The following is a 19,548-nucleotide window of genomic DNA, read 5'->3' on the forward strand; positions in this document are numbered from 1 at the left end:
TTTCCAGTATATTATTAGCCATTCACGCGATAGCTGAAATCCCCCTCCTCCGACGCACCGATATGCACACTGGAAATTTCCTCACCTTTCGCCATCTTGTCCAGACATTCACTGGCAAGTGACGGCAGCAATGTCCGGTTCAGGATGACCTCAATATTACGCGCGCCGGTATCCGCTTCCTGGCAGCGAGCCACAATATTGATCAGCACATCCTCGTCGTAGCTGAAGGCTGCACCATAGTGCTCTTTGACACGCTTTTCTATACGTCGCATATTGATTCGGCAAATTTCAACCAGGTTTTCATCGTCCAGCGGGTAGTATGCAATTACATTGGCACGCCCAAGGAAAGCCGGTTTGAACTTCTGCAGCAGATGCGGGCGAATGTTGTCGAGCAGCACTTCCGGTTCTGGTTTTTCTTCCACCTGATTGAAGATTGCTCGGATTGCGTCTTCACCCGCGTTAGACGTCATAATGATCACGGTATTTTTAAAGTCGATATCCCGACCTTCGCCGTCCTTGATGGTGCCCTTATCGAACAGGTTGTAGAAAATATCCTGTACACCAGGGTGCGCCTTTTCCATTTCGTCCAGCAGGATTACCGAATAAGGTTTCCGGCGAGCCGCCTCGGTCAACACGCCACCCTCGCCGTAGCCCACATACCCGGGAGGGGAGCCCAGTAGCATGGATACCTTGTGCTCCTCCTTGAACTCCGACATGTTGATCGTGGTGATACTCTGCTCGCCGCCGAACAATTCATCCGCAAGCGCCAGCGCAGTTTCGGTTTTACCGACACCACTCGTGCCACAGAACAGGAATACACCCACCGGCTTGCGGGGATCAGTCAGGCCCGCGCGCGATGTGCGGATCGCCTGTGCTACGGCCTCTAGCGCATGTGGCTGGCCGATCACCCGTTTGTTCAGACGGTCGGCAAGACTCTGTACGGCGGCGATTTCGTCGCTGACCATTTTCCCGACGGGAATGCCAGTCCAGTTGGCTATCACTTCGGCGATGGATTGCTCATCCACCGCGGGTTGCATCAGCGGTGTGTCGCTCTGAACTTCACGCAATTCGCTGCTGAGGTTTTGCAACTGTTGTTTCAGATCCCCCAACAGCGACGGATCTACGGATCCATCATCCTGTAGCCGGGCAAATTCCTCATCGATTTGGTCACGCAGTGCTTGAATCTGCGCGATGAGCTCCAGTTCCTGGCGCTGCTGATTCTGCAGTTTCTCAAGTTGTTGCTGCGCTTCCAGCTTTTGTGCCTGAAGCTCCTGCAGGTACTCCTCGTGTACACCGCTCGCGGCATTTTCCCGCTGCAGTTTCTCTATGGTTCTGCTCGCGCTGGCAATAATGCGTTGCACATCTTCGATGGCGCCGGGGGTGGCCGACTGGCTCAAAGCCACCCGCGCACAAGCGGTGTCCAGCAGACTTACAGACTTGTCCGGCAATTGGCGGCCGGGAATGTAGCGGTGGGAGAGTTTAACCGACGCCACTACCGCTTCATCCAGAATGCGGACCTTATGGTGACTCTCGAGGGTGCCGGCAATGCCGCGCATCATATCAATTGCTTTGTTTTCATCGGGCTCCTCCACTTTTACCACCTGAAAGCGGCGGGTCAGCGCAGGATCGCGTTCAAAGTACTTCTTGTATTCCGCCCAGGTGGTGGCCGCAATGGTTCGGAGCTCGCCGCGCGCCAGCGCAGGCTTCAGCAGGTTGGCGGCGTCACCCTGCCCCTCCTTGCCTCCCGCGCCGATCATTGTATGCGCCTCGTCAATAAACAGGATGATGGGCTTGGCCGATGCGCGCACCTCTTCAATCACGGATTTCAGGCGGTTTTCAAACTCCCCTTTTACGCTCGCGCCGGCCTGTAGCAGGCCGAGATCCAGAGTTCTTACGCTGACATCCCGCAGAGGTTCCGGCACATCACCGCTGACGATTCGCAGGGCAAACCCCTCCACCACCGCGGTTTTTCCGACCCCGGCTTCACCGGTCAGAATCGGATTGTTCTGTCGGCGGCGGGTGAGGATATCAATGCACTGACGAATTTCCTCATCGCGTCCCAGTACCGGGTCAATCTCTCCTTTAGCGGCCCTGTCGGTAAGGTTGACGGTGTACTTGTCGAGCGCCGGGGCCTTGCTCGCGACTGCAGCCACCGCCGCACCGTCGCCACTGTCAACCGCGCCACTGAGTGCTGAGGACTCACCGCTGCGACCGAACATCGCACGGGCGGTTTCGCGAATGGATTCCGGGGCAACGGCCTTTAACTCCGGGCAGGACTCCAGCAGCTGGCGCCGGGAGGATTCATCCAACAACAGTGCTGCAAGCAGATGCCCGGAGCTCACCGCACGGTGGCCATAATCGATAGACGCGAGCATCCAGCTGTTTTTGGCCGCTTCGACAATCGTAGGCGACAGTGCCGCAGGGCGGCTGCTGCCGGATTTGAAGCGTGCTATCGCGGTTGCCAACTGCCGGGCAACATTCGATGGGTTTACGTCGTGCTTTTCCAGCAGATGGTAGAAATCCGTATCCGACTGATCCAGCAGTTTCAGCAGCCAGTGTTCCAACTCAACATTGTACTGGCTCTGGGCCAGGCACAATCCTGCCGCGCCTTCGAGAGAGTCGCGCATGAATGGCGTCATGGTGTCCACGAGCCGTTTGAGATCTATATTGATCATGGCATGTATTCCCTTATTGGAATCCTTGTTGTTATCAATGAACTACGAACTGATTGTCATGCCGCCGGAAGTACTTCATCCGGCGACACATGATCCGCGCTCAGATTGATTTCCACCCGCTCGTCATACTGGTGATCGCTGGACATATGGGTGTTCCACCCGAGCAAAGGCTGATTGTCATTATCGGTGGCCAGCTGCACCGGTGCGACCTGCCCGGTATAAAGGGAAACCGAAATCTCGAAATCCATTTCGATTCCCGCCGATAGCTGCACAAAAGATTTCAGCGCTTCCAACTTTTCGCTGCCAGGGGCTATGGCCATATGCTCTTCATAGGCCATAGGCTCAATCACTACACGGAACTTGTTCTGCGCCTGAAAGCAGTGCGTACCAAGAATGGTATCGGTACCCAGACGATTGTTTACACCGAGCGGTGCCTCAGGCCCAGGCAGACGGGTCAGAACATCTTCCGGCAATGCATCCCAGCGCCCCTGAAACTGCTCGATGGAGACCTGCAAACCGAAGTACTGCCGGATCATGCTGGCGAGTGCCGCGGCAGAACACTGCTGACGGCCGAGGTGTCCCGCCATGCCATAGAGCGCCTCGTCCGGCATTGGCAGGCGATAGCGCATTTCACTGGTGCCAAGCCCCGCAACGGATGCCAGCGCCTGGCTGAATGCGTCTAGATCTCGCGTGTTGCGCAGACGCGCACTCTCGTAGTTGACCGGCAGCTGATACTTATGCCATGCGCGATAAAACAGAGATATATTTCTGTGGTGAAAAATATCAAGAAAATCTTTCAGCGCCGCATTCTTTTCTTTCAGTTCGCGCTGAACCACCTCTGTCATGTAGTAGGGCATCACACCCTGACTCCCGATCAGCCCTCCAAAGCCGACCTCCATGCACCACTGTTTTTGTAGCTCTTGCTCGCGACGGTGTGCGGCCGGTTGCTCCAATACGTCCGGCGCCATTCCCGCAGATTTGTCCTGCTGATCGTTACTTTCGCTGTTGAGTTCCCGTGAACTCAGCTTGAGCACATCGGCCGCAATAAATGACAGTGATGACTGGGCGTAGAACCGCAATAGCTCGCGTCCGGGCGGTGCACCGCTCGCCAGTTGCTCGGTGGCGAATGCCACCTTTGCTTGCGCACCCGCATTGTCATGTCCGATCAACAACACCGAGCGCTCAAGCGTGCGCACCGCCTGGAAAAATTCGAAGCGGTAAGGAGCCTCTTGCAGCTGCTGGATTACACTAAGGCTTTGTCGCCGGCGCGAGGCGGCCATCGCTTCAATTCTCCATCGCGACCGCTCAAACGAGCAATCAGCCGGGTAAAGGAATTTATCGAACAGTAGAGTCCGAGAAAGCGCTCAATCACACTGGCATACAGCAGTGGACTGGTTCCCGCGAGCATCATTGTATCCAATTCTATAGTGACTTCGGTGCCACGGCAGAGTACAACGCTAGTGTTCACCTGAATTGGTGCGGTGATCGGTCGTGCGTCGAGTTTCAGCAGAGATTCGATCAGGTTTCTGGTGCTGCCGGAATTTCGGAAGTCGTACAGCCGGAAAATCTCCTTCAGCACATCGCAACCCCCGTTTCCGCTCACCGACAGATGATTGAGGTTCAGGTGGGAAATCAGCCGCCAATAGCCCCGATCACGTCGCGGTGGGCGAAGTGTTGCGGTGGGTGGTACTACACAGCTGATCCGTTTGGCCGGTGCATCGCCGTCGACGATGGACAAATACGGCTGCGCGTTCCCCGTAGGTAGCTTCTTCGGCAGATTACGGTTGGTGCAGGTGAGCCTGATATCGAGAGTCTGGTCGCTCACCTGATGAGGGTTGAATTCCAGGTCCACCAGGCTGATATCCACTTCCGACGCCGGTTCATTGCGGTGCTCCCCCTCTACGACATCGCGACGGCGCACAAACCAGAACGCATTTTTTTTAAGGTTGTGCTGGCTGTGCTGAATGCCATAGAACGGTCTGTAGCGGGTTGTTTCGCCACTGGCGGCAGTGGCATTAACGTCGTCGACGGAATATACCTCAAGGCCATCGGCACGCCTTACATCCGGTACCACATGGTAAGAGTACTGGGTATGGGTGAGCGGAATAGGATCGGCGCTCTGGGAAAACAAATTCACGACGGGTGTACAGCCGAGCGCGAACATACTGGGAGCCAATTGCTTTTCCAGCTCGTCGTGAGATTCGGACAAATAGAAATACAGATTCAGAGTATCCGCGTAATGCTCATCAATGGCGTCGTTCAGCGCGGTGATGTCAATAAAGTGGAATTTCTCCGGAAAGGCAAAATATTCCGTGAGTAAACGGTAGCCGATAAATGCCGTATCCGGGTATGGAAGCAGCCCCTCATCCTGCTCAAGGCCGACCTGGCGAAGGATTTCCGGTTCCAGCTTTACCGGGTGCGGATCACCCTCGCCATTAGCGACCACGACTTTGACGCAGCGGGTCAGCAACAGATCGTAAAGGTCATAGATATGGTTCGGCTGACCGCGCAGAAAAAAGCGCAGCTTTTCGGGCTTCAATTCGGAAAAACGCATATCACTACTGAATGTTTTCAGTGACAGCTTGAGGACCGCGTTCGCGCCGTGGATCTCGTTGCACCCCGGTGCAATAAATGGCCGAGGCATCAGGGTTGCTGACTCTACCCGGAACGGACAGATATCTACTGGGTAGCGACTGGTGAACCGGCAGGTCTGTCCCTGAAAACTTTCACTTTCAAGTAATGTGTCCGCGCCGATGTGAACGATACCATCGAGATCCGACTCCGGCTCGAACTGTACGATTGCGCAGGATGGAATTGGCCGCAGGTAATGCGGGTACAGGGTTTCCAGCATCGCATCGGTCAGTTCCGGGAAGTCATCATTCAACTTCTGCTGTACGCGTGCGTTCATGTAGGCAAACCCGGATAGCAGGCGACCTACCAGAGGATCATCTACGGTATCCGTATCCAGCTGCAGGCGCGAAGCAGCGGCGGGATGCATACGCGCGAACTCAGCGGCGGTCTGCTGCACAAATGCCAGCTCCCGCTCATACAGGTCGAGCAGTTTCTCACTCATTATCTGACCTCCGATACATCAACCAGCTGGGTAACCGGATTGAGTGCCGAGTCGAATACAATGACCTCCGCCGCGGGATTGACGTGCAGCACCGCCTCGACTCTGAACCGGATACTGGGATCTTCCACATCCACGTTTTGTTGCGTCGTCACCTTTACCGAGCGGATGCGCGGCTCAAAATTCATGATGGTCCGCTCGATTTCACGGCAAAACTTCCGACGATTTTCGCCGGATGTAAGGTTTATCGTCGACAAATCCGGTAAACCGAAGTTGACATTGGAATTCTCAAGGTGGCTATGACTTTCTGGTGCCGACATGCAGCGGTAACGGGTATTGAACAGATACTCAAGATCTCGCCGCACCCCCTCTCGCAACTGGCGCAGAACCTGGTGCGGGCGATACAGATCCATGTCCGCAGACGACGCCAATAACCGATCCAGCAGTGGCGCCAGCAGTCGTTTTTCCTTACTGACCATCAACTGACCGTCCCTACGCCGATTTGCGACAGCGCCGTTGTTAGTTTCAATTCAGATACCAGGTGATCCACCGTGTAATGGGTTTTAAGGTGTATGACACTCTGATAGCTGCCGGGTTTTCCAGGTTCATCCATCACCCGGACGCGCGCTTCGCGCAGTGGATAACGCGCGAGCATTTCCCAAGGCAAATCCTCGCGGCCGGTAGTGTAAGCATCCATCCAATGTTGCAGCTGCCGCTCGCAGTCCGCCGCATTCATGTAAGCGCCAACCTTGTCGCGAATCATGACCTTGATATAGTGCGCAAAACGCGAAGCACAGAGTATCTGCTGCAGCATACTGCTGATACGGGCATTGGCTGTTGCCGACTTGGACTGGTAGACCTTCGGTCGCTGCAGGGATGGCGCGCTGTTGAATGCACTGTACGGCGTATCGTAGCAGTGACACAAACACGTAAATCCGAGTTCGCTCAGTTCGCGCTCGGCAAAGTCTGTGACCAGAATGGAGGTGGTCATTTTTACCATTTCTGGATCGCTATCAACGCCGTAGCCCACTGTGGGTAACTGGGTTACCAGACCGCCGCCGAGATGATCCCTGGCGACCCCGCGGATATGCGAAAACCAGCCCACCTCATCAAATTCGCGGATCAGTACGCTACCCATGGCAAATCCGGCATTGCCCCACAGATAATTCCGACTGTGCGTCGCACTGACATCCTCGCGAAATCGCAAGCCGCGATAGGCGGAAAATCCCGTTACATAGGGCTCGCGCATCAATGCCTGAGGCAGGGTGATCGCCAGAAAGCGACTGTCTTCGAGGTCGCGCAGACTGTTCCAGCGGATGTACTGTTTCTGCCGGAACACTTCGGCAAAATCAATGGGCTTGGCGAGGTCATCAAAACTATCCACACCGAACAGCTGTGGTGTGGCAGCACAGATAAAAGGCGCAAACGCCGCGGCTGCTGTATGTGCTATCCCCTGCAGAGTGAACACGTCGTCGTAGGGATGACCTTCAAATGGTTGGTGTGCGATATAGTAGTCACCGATCAGCAGACCAAATGGTTCACCGCCCGGGGTACCGAACTCTTCGTTGTAAATCAGGTGGAAAAAGCCCGACTGGTCAAAATCCGGTGCCCGTTCGATATCCCGCGAGAGGTCTTTCCAGCTGGCATCCAGTAGCTTGATCTTTATGTTGTCGGCACTTGGTGTTTGATGCACCAGCATGAAAAGACCGCGCCAGCTCGCTTCCAGTGTCTGGAAGCGGTGGTGATGCAGAATGCTATTCAGCTGCTCGGAAATAAGCTCGTCCAGCTCCGCAATGATCCGGTTTAGCCACTGCCTCACGCTGAACTGTGTCGCGTGAGTGCAGACACACAACTCGCGTAACCAGTATTCAAAAGCGAACAGTTCATCCGGCTCGTCGAGAAACCTTCGCAATGGATCGCGATCGCCATGTAGCAACGCCGCGCCCAGCAGCGTCTCTGCTTCGCCGGAAATATTGGCGTGTGTGGAAGGCAAGACGGGCACTCCCCGGTGCGGTAGAAGAAATGACAGGCAGGCATAGAGGCCGCCACCTAGGGCGGCGGCCTCCCGTGCATCATCCCGCGGTCGGGATATTGGCCACCATACGCATGGAGGTCGTCAGCTCCTCCATTTGCAGCCATGGCTTCAGGTATGCCACCGCGCTGTAGCAGCCGGGCTGTCCCGGAATTTCCTTCACTTCCACCTTCGCTTCAGCCAGCGGGTATTTGGCCTTCATCTCCGGGCTGGCATCGGGATTGGAGTTGGTGTACTGGGAAATCCAGCTGTTTAACCAGCGCTCACAGTCCCCTGCCTCCATAAAGGAGCCCACTTTGTCGCGCGCCATTACCTTCAGGTAGTGAGCAATGCGCGAGGTGGCCATCAGGTAGGGAAGACGCGCAGAAATCGCCGCGTTTGCTGTGGCATCCGGGTTGTCGAACACCTTCGGCTTTTGAGCGCTCTGGGAACCGAAGAATACGGAGTAATCGGTATTCTTGTAGTGACAAAGCGGCAGGAAGCCCTGGGCGCTGAGCTCCGCTTCGCGCCGGTCGGTAATGCCGATTTCTGTCGGGCATTTCTGATCCAGATCGCCATCGTCACTCTTGAACAGGTGCGTAGGCAGGCCTTCCACCTTGCCGCCGCCCTCAGCACCGCGAATGGCTGTACACCAGGAGTTTTCCGCAAAGGCACGGGTCATGGTTGTGCCCATGACATAAGCGGCATTCATCCAGCAGTACTGGTTGTGCTCGGCGGGTTTCGACATGCCGGACTCATCCACTTCAAACTCTTCGTAGTTGAATGACTCCACTGGCTTGGTATTTGCGCCGTAGGGCGTACGTGCCAGCGTACGCGGCATGACCAGGGTAACGAAGCGGGAGTCTTCGCTGTCGCGGAAACTGCGCCACTTGATGTACTCACCCGATTCGAAAATCCCGCCGAGATCCCGCGGCTTGGACAGCTCGGTAAAGTCGCTGAAACCGAACATACCAGCACCAGCGGCAGATACGAATGGACAGAAGCCGGCGGCGGCGACGTTGGACATTTTGCTCAACAGCTCGATGTCTTCAGGGTGGCTGGTGAATTCGAAATCACCAATCATGCAGCCGAAGGGTTCTCCGCCGGCGCTGCCGAACTCTTCTTCATAAATTTTCTTGAAGGTCTGGCTCTGGTCGAATTCCACAGCCTTGTCCAGATCCCGGAACAACTCCCGCTTGGTGATGTTCATCATGCGGATTTTCAGGGTGGAGCTGGTTTCACTGTTCATCACCAGGTGGTTGAGACCACGCCAGGAGCCTTCCAGCTTCTGGAACTTTTCATCGTGCATAATCGCAGCGAGCTGCCTGGACATGGCTTGATCTATGGCTTTGACCGCTTTGCTGATGGTCTGGGTCAGATTGCGATCCCAGGTTACCGTACCTTTCAACACCTGTTGGGTCAGGTTGGCAATCAGGTCCTGCGCTTCTTCGCGCTGGGTCTGCTTGGTGGCGGAAATAGCCTGTTCCAGCAGACTGACGGACTGCTCTTCCGCGGCCTGTTCGGCAACATTTTCAACTTCGGTGCTCATTACGCATCATCTCCCTTGTCTTCACCAAGACCCAGCTGTTCTGATATGGCGCTGACGTTTTCAGTGCTCTTCAGGATGTCTTCCAGTACTTTTTCCAGCTCTTCGGAGCGGTCTGCCTTGCTCAAAAGATCACGCAGTTTGCTGCGCGCTTCCAGCAACTGCTTGAGCGGTTCCACCTGCTCGACAATTTGTTCCGGGGAGAAGTCGTCCATGTGGTTAAAATCGAGATTAACCGCCATCTTGCTGCCGTCACCGGTCAGCGTATTTTCCACCTGCAGGCCCAGTTTCGGATTGACCTTGGCCATCACATCGTTGAAGTTATCGCGATCAATCTGTACGAACTTACGCTCCTTCAGCGCCTTGCGATTTTCCGTGTTGTCACCGGAATAATCCCCCATGACACCGGTAACAAACGGCAGCTCTTTCTTGACCTCCGCGCCGTTGGTTTCAACATCATAGGTAATATGTACGCGAGGTTTACGTACACGCTTGAGTTTGTTGTGAATACTCTCGGACATCAGGGTCTCCTTTCCTCAATTCAGGAATCGTGTTGATTGCTCTGGCTTCACCAGCCGGCTTCTGTAGTGGTCGATTCTGGCTGCGCGCCCCAGCCGCCATCGCTCCCGGGCTCTTCACCTGTGCTCGTTGCTTCAGAATTACCGGTTGGCTCAGCACTGCTCTGCGTAACCGGAGGCGCGACATACCGTTGACTGTCCGAGCCGTCGAGGCGCACACCGGTCAACTGTGAATAAATCGCCCGCGAAGTATCGTCGGGCAGCAGTTCCGTCATCAATTCCGCGACGGTCATACGTCCCCAGCCGATAAGACGTTCAAGTCCGGGCGCAAGGGGGGTATGCGGCTCATAGGTACGAAAATACTTTGCCGCCTTTTCGAGCAGCATCAGGGCATCTTCGCGGCTGTTGATGACTCCAGAGGGCGCGCCGACTGGCAGCGCAACCGCGCTGTCTGCAACGGCGGTGACCGGAGCGGAGTCGTCAGCAGCACCACTCTGCGCCGCTGCGGCCGCGATGGCGTTGAGGGTTTCAAGATGGGACTTGTAGATAAAACGCGTGGTGCGCAACACTTCATCCAGCAGGCTGGTAATACTGGAATATGGCGGTGCATCCTGTCCGCAACTGGTGCGCAGGGCATCGTTGATGGATTTGTAACTGGTGAGCGCTTCCTCGATGGTATCAACCAGGCCCTGCGCCCACTCCGCGCTGGCAGATTGCACACATTGTTCAATATCGGCCAGGCTGTAACCGAGGGTTTCAACCCGTGCAGCTTTTGCATCGGGATCCACGATCTTATCGGCGTCCCGGGCCTGCTGGTAATGCACAAAAGCAAAGCCGCCAAAATCCCCTTCCGGAGTAATATCCGCATTGCGGATCGGCATCAGCAGGGTGCCATCCGCGCCATCGCCGTTGAGGCCCGTGAGCGGCGCCACTTTGGTTTCAATACCATCCTCATCAGGCTCCGGATAGAGGTTATCCCAATAGCCGCCGATCATGCGTTCGATCAGTTGGAAGCCGTCGCGCAGCCCTGCAAACCCATGCAGGCGAATCAGGGCTTCGGTATACCAGCTGGCAACTTCAAGGTCCTTGCTTTTCTCCTTGAGAATCTTTTCCGCAGTTTTTGCCACCTCGCGCCAGGGTGCCAGCAAGTCAACGTCACTGTCGTCGAACATTGCGGATCGCTCTGCTGCGCGGGCACTGTTGCGGGCATCTTTAATCGTGTAGTAGTCAGACGTGGGGGAGCGATCGGCACGGATATCCTCTCCCTGCGGAAGGTCACCGGCTATATCCTGCAGAAGTGTATCGAGATCGATCACATTGGCCTGTGCCATGAAAATTCCTTTTCTGAGTTTGGCAGCGGCGAACTGCCCTTGTTTGTTGACATCGCGGGTCAGGCAATGGACAGCATCCCCTGCCGCGCGGCGCAGTCCCGATCCACCCCAGTTGGCACCGGTACCGCCTCTGCGCGAAAGCTAAAAGCAATGCGCTCAAAATTCTGCTTACGACACCGGTAGTCCTGCTCCTCACACCAAAGAAACAGGGTGTAGATTTGCGTCCCACATTCAAAACAGACAACCAGATACTGCACCGGCACTGCATCAATTTTCGCAGTAATTTCGCCGAAATAACCGCAAAAAATACCCTCTTCAAGCGGCGTTGCCGGTATAAGGATAGAGCTGTCAGAGAGTCTGTCCGCACACTGTTTCAGCTGCGCGCCACAGTAGGCACCTATCGTCGATGCAGCCGGCAGATCCTCCCGTTGCTGTGAGAGCACTACCAGAAACTGGTTTTCCTCCAGGCTGCCAGACTGGATTACCGCACTTCGATTCAGATCCTTGAATGACTGCCAACTCTCCGGAACCTGTACTGAGCAGCCCCGATCTTCCGAAAAAAGTGCCTTGGTTTTAACCTCAGCAACGCCCGCTTCAGCAGAAGGGGAATAACGGCTGTCGCCATCAAACAGCAGCTGGCCATTGCACATCAACTCCGTTTGCCATCCCGCCTGCCAGAACGCATGTACCAGACGCTCGCCCTCAGACTGTTCAGAACAACGCTTTACAACCGGGCGCGCAGCGGCCAGCAGTCGTTTGATCTGATCAAAATCCAGACCCAATCGCTGTGCCAGCTGGCTAATGCCTTCGCGGCGACTGACCCCGCGACGAAGCACACCGGTAAAAATCACCTGATAAGAACTGGTGGACATTTCCATTCCCTGAATATCCCACCGCGCATCTGCACTGTGAGTTTCTCTCCCTGTATTCACCATGCAAACTTCGCATACTCAAACAGAGCAGCGAAGTTGTGCAGTCGTATTACCGCTGCAATCCTCTCCGACCATTTCCAGCATCCAATGGCATGGATCAGAGAATAGCGATGCCCTTCAAAACTCCATTAACAGGTACGATCGTACCGATTGCAGTTAAATCATTTCGTTATTCTAACGAAAACTATTTGCCGTTGAACACCGAATTGATTTTCTCACGGCGGAAAACTCCGCTTTTTATTGGTACGGATATACCAATTTAAGAGTTTTGATAATCAAACCTTCATCACCAGTGGAACTTGGGTGCGCCCAGCATACTCACATATTCCGACGGGTCGGGCAGACCCGGGCTCAACATGGTAATCGGCGCCAGAAATTGTGAACCGGCACACCACCACACACTGAAACTTGCATGCTGCATCTTGCACAGGCGTTCCAGCATCGCCGGATAGCTATCGGCAATGACAGATTCGCCACTGGCCTTCAATAGCTGCTCGTCCACTTCCATTTTTATGTCTTTAGACGCCCGCTCGGAAAACGCTGGGAAACGCTCCAGCAGCTGATCTGCCAATAGTGCATTCTGCAACGCACTCACCGCGAGCTCGGAAAGCTCGCTATACCAGCTCTCGGCACTTACCTGGATATCAAACGGATTGCTGGCAGCGGGCAGCGACACCGCCATCGTGACCGGGAAGTAACGCCCGACACTGTCGACGCTCGGTACCAATACACCCGCCCAGGCGCTCTGACTGACAACGCCGGCGGAGAGAGCAAACCGCCAGATGGGACTGGTCAGGTAATACTCCAGCCAGCGTTCGCCCACCAGTTCCTGCGAACCGTGGACCGCGCGCTGCAACCATTCGTCCCATGGAGTGACGAAACTTGCGGGAAGATCGCGCTGTACGAAGTCGCCGTGCGCAGGCAGCTTCCCGAATAGTCCTTTATTTGCCATAACCACCTCAAAGCACCTGCGGACAGCGGTAGCCGGCCAAGAGGGCCTGATCGAAGGGGTTGTTGGCACCGCTTGACGAGAGCCGGAACTGTGCCGTGCGCCCGGACTCGCGGAAGGTCACCAGGTATTCATTGCTGCTGCGGCCACGCTCCAATTCCGAGTTGAGCAACAGGCGATACCAGGCCCAGTCTCCCTCAAAATGCTGGCGGTGTATGGTTTCGTTCAGATCCTCAAAAATGATGCGCACGCGATTGGACTCGCCCCCCTTCCAGTCCAGCTTGCTACTGGTGCGCGGGCCGTGCGAGTAAGGGACACGCTGCCCACCCAGCTCCAGAGCAAACAGGCGCACACCGGAGTCGAGCTTTGTCGGTTCGATACGGAATTCATAACCGGCCTGCTCCCCCGCACTGAACAGTGTCTTGCGAATACGTTCCGCACGCTGCATCTGTGCAATGGCGCCAGCGGAAATTCCGAGACTTCGGCCCTCAAGAGATTTCACCTTCCAGCTGCGCGTATCCACAAAGGGCTTCAGGTATTGCTGGACGAATTGCTGCTCCACGCCACCGGGCTTGAAAAAGTTGTTGAATTCCAGCACCGGTGCGTCGAGTTCGACGTTTGTACGCAGCGGAAAGCGATCGGCGAGACTGCGACTATATGCACCGTACACCTGTTCCCGCCATACTTTGTCGACATGTTGTTTGGCCTTTGCCATCACCAGAGACCAGCTGCCATCGGCAACTTCTTCAAGCCATCTGTCGACAGGCGCCGGCGCATTAGCCGCCTTGATACGCAGCTGCTTGATCGCATCACTGGCGCCGCTGAAACGCGCCTTGGCTTTGCCGAAAGCCACCTCATTCGGATCGACGCCGCTGTCGATCTCCGCCAGATATTCCTGCACTTGATTGACAGCGGTCAGGTATTCCTGAATGCGCGCCGGGCGGCCCTTTTCACTGCGGGTCAGGCGCTGCAATTCTTCGAAACGGAGATCCACGATCGTAGGCTGAAATTGTTCCGCCAGTGCCCCGGCCGCGCCGCTGACCGCGGCGGCGCCCAGCCGACGTGTATTGCTCGACACCGGCAGTGCGACACCGGAAGCATCCGCCGGCAGTTGCGGCCTCGCGGTAAGGCTGGTGTTGTCGGCGGTAATCTCCGCTATCGCCAGCAAGGGGGAATACACCGGGTCTGAGAGCTTGGATAGTACGTCCAGGGCCTGTGCGGTGGATTGGAAGCCGCGGATGGAGAATCCCCCGAGGAACTGCTGCCAGCGCTGCTGGTACTCGCTGAGATAAATACGTTTGACTTCCTCCCCAAGCTTTTCCCGGTCTTCATCGCTGAAGTCCTCACCACTCAGATCGCCACCGTAAATCCAGCGCTCTTCCGCCAGCTGGTCCAGCAACGGAGAATCCGCACCAAACTCCAGTTCCTTGTAGCCAGCCTTGGTGTACAGGTAGGGAATCCGGAAACGGCGGTCTGAGGGATCGATACCAAACAATTGCGCGGTATCGCCTCCCACTTCGCCATAGAGATCGATCTCAGTCGTACCGAAATCACTGCGCTGCATCTGTGCGTACAATCGCTGCGGCACTGGTATGCGACGCAATTGTTGTCGCGCACTCGCCACGACGCGCTCATTGGGTTGCAGGTTCTCCGGCAGCGGTGTTTCAAACAGGCGCTGCACATGCGCCAGCAATTGTTCCTGCTTAGCGGCCTCCCCAGGCAGCTGACGCGCCCAGCCAGCGCTGAAATATTCAGTCAGAACCGTAAGATCGCGCTTGTCAGGCGTGAAGAACATCAGATAAGTCTTGAGTGTATGGGGTAGCGCGGGGTCGCTGCTGTCGAGCCGCGACAGATCGCTCTCCACCATGCGCAGCAGTGCCGGCAGGAAAGTTTGCTTCAGTTGCTGCTGATAGAGCGCGTCCGCGGCCGCATCCACGCGATCGTCGTAGAGCCCCAGATTGTTGAGCCACGGGTGCTCCTCTTTCTGGTAAACACGAGACGCGGTGTAAAGCGGCTCAAGCATGCGCAGGCTGTCCTGCGGTGCCACCCGGCGCGCACCGAGTTCAGTGCGCACCCGCTCGAATTCAGCCACCTTGTCGCGCACCTCTCCCATATACAGACGGTTCTGCGCGAGGCTGCCGGTCCACAGGAACAGGGCGCCGACAAATACTGCCGCGGAGGTGGCATACACCGCACCACGCAACCAACGCGTGGCGCTCTCCAGCTTGCGATTGACACCCACCAGATCTGCCTCGGGAAAAATCACGTCTTTCAGCAAGCGGTGCAGAAAGTAACTCTTCCCGACTCCCTGGAATTTCTGCGCGGCATCCCGCTCAAGCCCAAAGTCAGCACTCACCGTAGCCATCATGCGGTCGATGGGGCTGCCCTCCTGGGTACCGCTGGTGAAATACACTCCGCGCACCATCGGTACAGTGTCGTAGCGGTTGGGGCTGAAGGTCTGTTTGACAAAGTCACACAGTACCGTCTGCAATCCCTCCATACGTGCGGGGAAGCCCTGCAGCAGGGCACGCCTCTCCACATTGCGCTCCTGATGCACACGCCACAGTACGCGCTGGTTAAGCCGCTCAATCAGCGCGCGAAACTCCCGTGCAAAATCCTCAATCGGCGCACCGGCGGCAGCACTGGTTTCCTCAGGAAAACTTACGCCCCAGACCTGCTCGCGCTCTGCCTGTGAAAGGTTGTCGAAGAATTCGCTAAAGCCCGCTACCAGATCACACTTGGTGAACGTGAGGTAAATGGGGAAGCGAATACCCAGCTGCTGTTGCAGCTCGTTGATGCGCGAACGAATAGTCTTGGCTTGGTGTATGCGCTGCTCGGTGGTCTGCACCATCAGGTCTTGCAGGCTGATGGCCACTAACACACCATTGATCGGGCGACGGCGGCGATAGCGCTGCAACAGATCAAGAAAGGCCTTCCAGGCGCTGTTATCGTATACGCGGTGGCTGTCTTGGGTCGTATAGCGCCCAGCGGTATCAATCAGCACCGCGTCGTTGGTAAACCACCAATCGCAGTTGCGTGTGCCTCCGACGCCACCCAGTGCTTCCTTGCCATGACTACGGGCGAGCGGAAACTCCAGGCCGGAGTTAACCAGTGCCGTAGTTTTTCCCGAACCGGGAGGACCGATGATGATGTACCAGGGCAGCTGGTACAGCGAAACCTTGCCGCGGTGAGACTTGAAACGCGCTTTGCGCAACACCTGCATGGCTTCGCGAAAGCGCTCGGACAACGCTGCCAGCTCTTCCTGGCTGCGCTCCTGGTCGGGGTCCTGCTCCTCCTCCTTTGAAGATTCAATACTCTCGATCAGCGCCTGGTTCTGGCGCCGCTCCACCAGCCACTGGCTCAGGTTCCACACCAGCCAGATCGCAAACAGAAAAACGATGATGGTGATACGCACACCGCTGGACAGCGTGGCGTTGTCACTGCCGAATTTTATGTAGTCGGCACCGAACCAGATCAGCAGCGACAGGGCGGAAAGCCCGATCAGCCCGAGTACCCATTTATTGGCAAAAAAATTGGCCAAGCGTTTCATGCAATGCTCCAGATCCCGACGCATTTACCACCGGGACAATCAATTCCCGCGTTCAGCGCGGCTCGGCAAAGTTTTCCGGGTCTTTATCCGCCAGCATGCGGATTTCTGTCGCCACCGGTGTCGCGCTGTGATACAGCCACCAGCGGTAACCGCTGAAGGTGACAGTCAGTACACCTAACACCACGCTGGCAATTACCCACAATGGAATGTACTGAATCAGGCGTGTTTTGCGCTCCACACAACCCTTCCAGCGCGGGGAGAGGTCACGCTCCATCTCCGGGCGATGGCTTTCAATAGTGCGGTAGAGGTTCTCGCGAATCTGCTCCAACTGTTCGTAGCCCCGCTGTACCAGCCGGTACTTGCCCTGGAAACCAAGGCTCAGACACAGATAGAAAAGCTCAAGCAACTGCAAGTGAGAACCAGGTGTTTCCAGAGTGCGCTGCAGGATCAGGAAACATTTTTCTCCGCCGAACGTTTCCTTGTGGAACAGGCTCAATAGCGAATGCTGGCTCCAGCCGCTGGCGGCGCCCCAGGGGGTGGACAGTACGATTTCATCCACCACGCTGCACAACAGATAGCGCGCGGTCAGTACTGTCTCCGGCGTCAGTGACAACTGTTTGGCCTCACGTTCGAAGTTCTGAATCTCGCGTGTAAGGCGCTTGTGCAGATCCGGTACATTGTTGTGGTTCATGGTGCTGCGCAGTTTGACAATCGCCCCCAGCAGCTTGGACGCAGCAGAGATCAGCGGATTCAGGCTGTTGCGGATTCGCAGTTCCGCGGCGCCATCACCCACAGGCATTCCCTGCGGCGGCACCGGTTGTTGGCCGCGTCCGCCTGCGGCCCCGGGTGTCGGGATCATTATGGTGCGATCGCCCGCACTCAGCGGCGTATAGGCATCATTGCTCATGTTCAGTTATTCCTGATTGCCCACAATTCCATATTCAACCCGGGAAACTCCGCACCGAGATGAACCGCGAAACCACCGGAGCGTTGCATCGCCTGCCACAGTTCGCCGGTACGCTCGATCTCGAAGTAGGTAAAACCCGCGTGATAGGGAATCTGACGCGGTGCCACCGGCAGCGCGCGAATCGAAAGTCCTGGCAGCTGTGCCGAGATCAGTTCGCGAATAGCCTCCACCGGCGCCACCTTGGCCTGCCCGGGGAAACGGCTGCGGAGCAGGTCGCCGGGCATGTCCGCCTTTGCGGCCATGACGAAGCTGGCGCTCTTCACCAGCGATGGATCGGTAATCGGGGCGACGTATATGCCAAATTTGCGCTGCACCAGCTCCATCGGGATCGCGGTCTGCTCCAGCACCGTGGAGAGCGATTGACGCAGCGCGGAAAACAGCCCCGCGTAGCTCTGCTGCAGATTGTCGTGCGCGTAGCGTGGAATTTCCGGTGGGCGCTTGCTGGCGGAGGTGAAGGTGGACAGTTCGCCGGCCAGCTGCAGCAGCTCCAGGTACAGGCTGTGGGGATGCAGACGGGGCTGTGCGGTAATCTGCTTCAGCAGCGGTTCGAAGCGGTTGATCACCTGCAGTAACAAGTAGTCGGCAATTTCCGCGGAACCGCTGCGACCGCTGTCGCTGAGGCGATGTCCAAGCGCACTGCCGCGATGATCCAGCAGCCCTTTCACTTCCTCGATATAGGCCTTGATCACCGCCGAGGCATCGGTATTCAGTAGCGGTGGGATAAACTCCGCATCCAGTTCCGCCGGTTTTTCCGGCTGGCGCTCGCGAATACGTGCAATGCCGATGGCCGCATAACCACTCAGGTCGTCACTGCCGAGCTTGAGACAGGTGCGCAATTTCCCCACCTGGATTCTCGCCGCCTCTCCGGAAATGGACGCGCTGTTGCGGGCATCAAAGTTACTGGCCTGATAGCGCGCCTGCGGGAAGTCCTCCTGGTCGCGCACCGACTCCTGGCTGCCCGGGCGTTTCATCGGAATACAGAGATACACCACCTCGTCGCGAGTGTTGACCGGTACGTCCAGTACATTGGGCAATTGTTCGTGTTCCGGTGCCAGCACCGGCGTTCCGTCCGGAAAAATGCCACTCACTCGCGACACGGAAACTTTACCCATGGCCAGCGGTTCGCTGTCAATCGCCAGTTCCAGCAGCCCCCAGGTGTAGGGCCCAAGGGCGCCCACTCTGGCTTCCACCAGTTGCTCCAGATACCGGTCCTGCTGCTGGAAATGCTGGGGCCGCAGGAACATGCCCTCGCTCCAGATAACCTTGTTGTTCGCCGACATACGCTGTCCTTGTTGCGGCGCCAGGCAATTGCCTTGCGGATTTATTGTCTGTGGGGATGAAATCTGGCCGGAGCCGTCTCCGCTACTGCGCCTTGCGCAGGCGTTCGTATTCGGCGCTGGAGATTGTTACGGTATCTTCTTTTTTCTTCTTGGTGTTTGCCGCCGTCGACCGGCGACGCATATCCAGTGCTTCGGTAGAAGCCATGCGCGTACCCGCGAGAGAAATCGCATAGGTATTTTTCTTGTGATCGGTGATCGGCAGCAACATCAGCGCATCCGCCTGCTGATACTGGACGAATTCCGCCAGCAGACCGATATATTTCACTTCCGGGGTCAGCGCCAACTGTTCGATACGCTGCTCACCGGGGGCAAACTCTTTCAGTATGACGGTGTCGATCAGATCCTTGCCAAGCCGCGACTGAGCGTTTTCATATAGATTGAGAAATTCCTCGCGAGAAAACTGCCGGTCATCTGCGAGCATAAACACTCTCAAAACTACCGGTGAAGCACGACCGTCGCTATCCGGGTTCACATCGCTTGCGATGTTGACATCCAGCGCCAGGCTCGTGTCCAGATTCAGGGTGCGGCGGGTTGTCTGACAGGCGCTGAGCGCAATGGCAAGTAGCGACACCAGCAATAATTGCAACAGTTTTTGTATATTCACATTGGCCTCCGGTTTCGGTTGGTTGCCGCGGCCACCGCCGGCGACATTTCGGTCT

At 56.5% G+C, this 19,548-nt stretch carries 14 protein-coding genes; all 14 read right to left on the reverse strand.

Features of this window, described 5'->3' with window-relative positions; all coding sequences use genetic code 11:
• Positions 1-14: 14 nt before the first annotated feature.
• On the reverse strand, positions 15-2,675 hold the full coding sequence (tssH, locus tag GNX18_RS12220) for a type VI secretion system ATPase TssH (protein ID WP_166218446.1): 2,661 nt from the start codon (positions 2,673-2,675) through the stop codon (positions 15-17).
• Positions 2,676-2,731: 56 nt separating this feature from the next.
• The gene (gene tssG, locus GNX18_RS12225; RefSeq protein WP_166218448.1) at positions 2,732-3,955 is read right to left on the reverse strand and encodes a type VI secretion system baseplate subunit TssG; all 1,224 of its coding nucleotides are present in this window, start codon (positions 3,953-3,955) and stop codon (positions 2,732-2,734) included.
• Positions 3,919-5,748: a type VI secretion system baseplate subunit TssF gene (gene tssF / locus GNX18_RS12230; RefSeq protein WP_166218450.1), complete on the reverse strand. Its 1,830-nt coding sequence runs from the start codon at positions 5,746-5,748 to the stop codon at positions 3,919-3,921. The genes tssG and tssF overlap by 37 nt, the downstream gene beginning before the upstream one ends.
• On the reverse strand, positions 5,748-6,224 hold the full coding sequence (tssE, locus tag GNX18_RS12235; protein WP_138235160.1) for a type VI secretion system baseplate subunit TssE: 477 nt from the start codon (positions 6,222-6,224) through the stop codon (positions 5,748-5,750). Before tssE ends, tssF begins: the two co-directional genes overlap by 1 nt.
• The gene (gene tssC / locus GNX18_RS12240; protein WP_371808073.1) at positions 6,224-7,747 is read right to left on the reverse strand and encodes a type VI secretion system contractile sheath large subunit; all 1,524 of its coding nucleotides are present in this window, start codon (positions 7,745-7,747) and stop codon (positions 6,224-6,226) included. The genes tssE and tssC (GNX18_RS12240) overlap by 1 nt, the downstream gene beginning before the upstream one ends.
• Before the next feature lie 70 nt (positions 7,748-7,817).
• Positions 7,818-9,305 carry a type VI secretion system contractile sheath large subunit gene (tssC, locus tag GNX18_RS12245; protein WP_138235161.1) on the reverse strand — a complete coding sequence of 496 codons (1,488 nt, stop codon included), beginning with the start codon at positions 9,303-9,305 and terminating at the stop codon, positions 7,818-7,820.
• A complete protein-coding gene (gene tssB, locus GNX18_RS12250; RefSeq protein ID WP_166218452.1) occupies positions 9,305-9,823 on the reverse strand; it encodes a type VI secretion system contractile sheath small subunit in 519 nt (172 codons plus the stop codon). Before tssB ends, tssC (GNX18_RS12245) begins: the two co-directional genes overlap by 1 nt.
• Positions 9,824-9,870: 47 nt before the next feature.
• On the reverse strand, positions 9,871-11,151 hold the full coding sequence (gene tssA, locus GNX18_RS12255; protein ID WP_166218454.1) for a type VI secretion system protein TssA: 1,281 nt from the start codon (positions 11,149-11,151) through the stop codon (positions 9,871-9,873).
• 59 nt (positions 11,152-11,210) lie between these two features.
• Positions 11,211-12,023, reverse strand: coding sequence for a hypothetical protein (locus tag GNX18_RS12260; RefSeq protein WP_166218456.1), 813 nt, complete (start codon positions 12,021-12,023; stop codon positions 11,211-11,213).
• 346 nt (positions 12,024-12,369) lie between these two features.
• A complete protein-coding gene (gene tagF, locus GNX18_RS12265; RefSeq protein ID WP_138235165.1) occupies positions 12,370-13,035 on the reverse strand; it encodes a type VI secretion system-associated protein TagF in 666 nt (221 codons plus the stop codon).
• Positions 13,036-13,042: 7 nt separating this feature from the next.
• The gene (tssM, locus tag GNX18_RS12270) at positions 13,043-16,582 is read right to left on the reverse strand and encodes a type VI secretion system membrane subunit TssM (protein WP_166218458.1); all 3,540 of its coding nucleotides are present in this window, start codon (positions 16,580-16,582) and stop codon (positions 13,043-13,045) included.
• A gap of 52 nt (positions 16,583-16,634) precedes the next feature.
• Positions 16,635-17,489 carry a type IVB secretion system protein IcmH/DotU gene (icmH, locus tag GNX18_RS12275; RefSeq protein WP_166218460.1) on the reverse strand — a complete coding sequence of 285 codons (855 nt, stop codon included), beginning with the start codon at positions 17,487-17,489 and terminating at the stop codon, positions 16,635-16,637.
• Positions 17,490-17,491: 2 nt separating this feature from the next.
• Positions 17,492-18,829: a type VI secretion system baseplate subunit TssK gene (gene tssK / locus GNX18_RS12280; protein ID WP_138235168.1), complete on the reverse strand. Its 1,338-nt coding sequence runs from the start codon at positions 18,827-18,829 to the stop codon at positions 17,492-17,494.
• Between the two features lie 82 nt (positions 18,830-18,911).
• Positions 18,912-19,493 carry a type VI secretion system lipoprotein TssJ gene (tssJ, locus tag GNX18_RS12285; RefSeq protein ID WP_138235169.1) on the reverse strand — a complete coding sequence of 194 codons (582 nt, stop codon included), beginning with the start codon at positions 19,491-19,493 and terminating at the stop codon, positions 18,912-18,914.
• Positions 19,494-19,548 lie beyond the last annotated feature (55 nt).

This window comes from Microbulbifer sp. SH-1 (assembly GCF_011326135.1).
GTDB lineage: Bacteria > Pseudomonadota > Gammaproteobacteria > Pseudomonadales > Cellvibrionaceae > Microbulbifer > Microbulbifer harenosus.

Excerpts from the sequence above, each read along its gene's own strand:
- tssH (WP_166218446.1), bottom strand. The coding sequence starts at position 2,675 with ATGATCAATATAGATCTCAAACGGCTCGTGGACACCATGACGCCATTC.
- tssG (WP_166218448.1), bottom strand. The coding sequence starts at position 3,955 with ATGGCCGCCTCGCGCCGGCGACAAAGCCTTAGTGTAATCCAGCAGCTG.
- tssF (WP_166218450.1), bottom strand. The coding sequence starts at position 5,748 with ATGAGTGAGAAACTGCTCGACCTGTATGAGCGGGAGCTGGCATTTGTG.
- tssE (WP_138235160.1), bottom strand. The coding sequence starts at position 6,224 with ATGGTCAGTAAGGAAAAACGACTGCTGGCGCCACTGCTGGATCGGTTA.
- tssC (WP_138235161.1), bottom strand. The coding sequence starts at position 9,305 with ATGAGCACCGAAGTTGAAAATGTTGCCGAACAGGCCGCGGAAGAGCAG.
- tssB (WP_166218452.1), bottom strand. The coding sequence starts at position 9,823 with ATGTCCGAGAGTATTCACAACAAACTCAAGCGTGTACGTAAACCTCGC.
- tssA (WP_166218454.1), bottom strand. The coding sequence starts at position 11,151 with ATGGCACAGGCCAATGTGATCGATCTCGATACACTTCTGCAGGATATA.
- GNX18_RS12260 (WP_166218456.1), bottom strand. The coding sequence starts at position 12,023 with ATGTCCACCAGTTCTTATCAGGTGATTTTTACCGGTGTGCTTCGTCGC.
- tagF (WP_138235165.1), bottom strand. The coding sequence starts at position 13,035 with ATGGCAAATAAAGGACTATTCGGGAAGCTGCCTGCGCACGGCGACTTC.
- tssM (WP_166218458.1), bottom strand. The coding sequence starts at position 16,582 with ATGAAACGCTTGGCCAATTTTTTTGCCAATAAATGGGTACTCGGGCTG.
- icmH (WP_166218460.1), bottom strand. The coding sequence starts at position 17,489 with ATGAGCAATGATGCCTATACGCCGCTGAGTGCGGGCGATCGCACCATA.
- tssK (WP_138235168.1), bottom strand. The coding sequence starts at position 18,829 with ATGTCGGCGAACAACAAGGTTATCTGGAGCGAGGGCATGTTCCTGCGG.